The sequence below is a fragment of the Ekhidna sp. genome, assembly GCF_040223195.1.
Taxonomy (GTDB): Bacteria; Bacteroidota; Bacteroidia; order Cytophagales; family Cyclobacteriaceae; genus Ekhidna.
This window is the reverse complement of the sequence record NZ_JAVKDX010000020.1, coordinates 1-2,182: the sequence shown is the minus strand read 5'-3', so window position 1 is coordinate 2,182 and position 2,182 is coordinate 1. Positions and strand designations below refer to the sequence as shown.

Annotated in this window: 3 protein-coding genes; all 3 read right to left on the bottom strand. The window is 42.8% G+C overall.

Going from position 1 to position 2,182, the window contains the following annotated elements:
• Nucleotides 1-42: 42 nt before the first annotated feature.
• Nucleotides 43-1,500 carry an IS66 family transposase gene (gene tnpC / locus RLN88_RS12440; RefSeq protein WP_350221735.1) on the bottom strand — a complete coding sequence of 486 codons (1,458 nt, stop codon included), beginning with the start codon at nucleotides 1,498-1,500 and terminating at the stop codon, nucleotides 43-45.
• A 33-nt stretch (nucleotides 1,501-1,533) separates the two neighbouring features.
• Entirely contained in the window at nucleotides 1,534-1,884 is a 351-nt protein-coding gene (tnpB, locus tag RLN88_RS12435; RefSeq protein WP_350221734.1) for an IS66 family insertion sequence element accessory protein TnpB, read from the bottom strand.
• On the bottom strand, nucleotides 1,884-2,182 hold a 299-nt coding region (tnpA, locus tag RLN88_RS12430), incomplete at its 5' end, for an IS66 family insertion sequence element accessory protein TnpA (RefSeq protein WP_350221733.1). The genes tnpB and tnpA, both read right to left, overlap by 1 nt.

Here is a 2,182-nt window from a genome sequence, read left to right as displayed (position 1 = left end):
GTATTCCTTCGGGGTTGATCGTCAATTTTTGATGCAGGGAAATTAGGATTTCTTATCGTAGTTTGGCAGTAATGTTTTTAACTGGCTGATTTTAGTTTCTTGTATTACCGTCAAAGTTTCTTGGAGCCACTGCAGAGGCTCTACACCATTAAGTTTACAGGAGCCAAGGAAGCTGTACATCATTGCTGCCCATTGAGCTGCCTCGTGTGAACCAGCAAAGAGGTAATTCTTTCTTCCCAATGCGACGGGTCTTATGCTGTTTTCCACCAAATTGTTATCAATGAACCAATCCCCATTTTCTGTGTATCGGCTCAGTCTTGGCCATAGTTTCATAGAATAAGCCAACGCTTTCCCAATACTGCTTTTGGGAGCGACTTGCCCATATTGTTGCTGCATCCACTCGTGTAGGTTTTCTAGTATTGGTTGGGCTTCAGTTTGTCTGAGTTTGGCGACTTTTTTAGCCGTTAGGCCATCTTCTCTGGCTTTTCTTTCAATGGCATAAAGCTTTTGTATCTGGGTAAGTGCATGTGTAGCTCTTTCCTGATCATTGTTCATAGCTTTATCAAAGTATCGTCTGGCATGAGCCATACAAGCCAACAGTGTAATTCCTGAGATGGAGGCAAACTGCTCATAACCAGCATATCCATCAGTTTGTAATACTCCTCTGTACCCCTTCAAAAATTTATGAGGACCTTGCCCACTACGGCTTGGTTGATAGTCGACAACTACCAACTTGGTTTGTGGTGAATAATAATACCATTGATATCCTGTATGTGTGGCTCCCGGTTTATTGGATGACTGTACTGGGATGGTGGTTTCATCAGCATTGATGTATCCACTGGCTAAAACCTGCTTTTTAATCTCATCATAAAGTGGCTCCAGTAGTTTGCAGACGGCTTTAAACCACCCACTAATGGTTGATTCGCAGAGTTTTACTCCCTCTCGTTTGAATATCTGGACTTGTCGGTAAAATGGAAGGTGATCCACATACTTGCAGATCATCAGGTATGCCAGTAGCGCTGGGCCTGCATTGCCTGATGGGATAGGTAAAGACGGCAGATCTGCTACAATAACCTTTTTGGTGTTATCCTGATGCTGTACATATTTTGGGCGAACGTATCGTTTTACATAAATTCTACCCGGAGTATATTCCAATATCTCTGTGACGGACTCACCGATCTTCACGGCGTCTTCTTGCTTGCCTTCAGGCTCCAACACTTCTTCTTCACGCGGCAGATGTGCTGGAAGTGCAAGTCGGACAGGCTGTTTTTTATCTTTTTTCTTGTCCTTGGTGTAGGTGATGGTTTGCTGCTCTGTAGTAGGTGCTTCGAGAGTAGATTCATCAAACAATGTTGATTGTGCAGCATCCGCAGCAATGAACCGCTCGTTCTTTTTGCCAAAGATCATACGCTTGAGTTGAGCTAGTTCTTCCTTTAGAAAGAGTAATTCCTCGTATTCTTTTCTTGAGATTTCAACCGTGTCTTTAACTTGCTCACTCACAAATTAAAGTTAGCAAATAGCTCTTAGTTATCCTCATTTTATAAAAGAAAACCGTACAGATCTTTGGACATTTTTTAACCTGATTCCTTCCAGGATAAGTATCAGATCACTCCAGCGGATCGAACAAGTATTTCCAGATGATACATCGGGTACTTCAAACTGACCTTTCTCCAGACGTTTGTAATAAAGGGTAAATCCTCCGGCTTCCCAGTGGAGTAGTTTGATACGGTTGCGCTGCTTGTTGATGAAGATGTAGACACTACCACTGAAAGGGTCAGCATCCATAGCTGTACGCACCAGACCTGAGAGGCTATCAAAGGATTTGCGCATGTCTGTAGGCTGGCTATAAAAGAAATAGCGGTGTGAAGATCCGAGATTGAACATTATACCAATTGGATCAAAGTACGTAATTGGCTCATTGGACTGTTTTGTGGAAGTCGTAGTTTCACTCCATTAGGATAGATTATTTCCAAATCGACTGAAACATGATCCATTCTCACCTCCAAAAACTCCGCACGATTCGATCGTGATTTTTGATTGTTCTTTGAATACCTTGTTCGCCAGTAGCTAAAGGTGGATTTGGGTATTTGGTGACGTTCACAAAATTGCCCCATACTCTCAGGGCTAGACTCCCATTCCTCTATGATAGGAAACATCTCTGATTCACTCTTGCGTGGCATAG

Excerpts from the sequence above, each read along its gene's own strand:
- tnpB (WP_350221734.1), bottom strand. The coding sequence starts at position 1,884 with ATGTTCAATCTCGGATCTTCACACCGCTATTTCTTTTATAGCCAGCCT.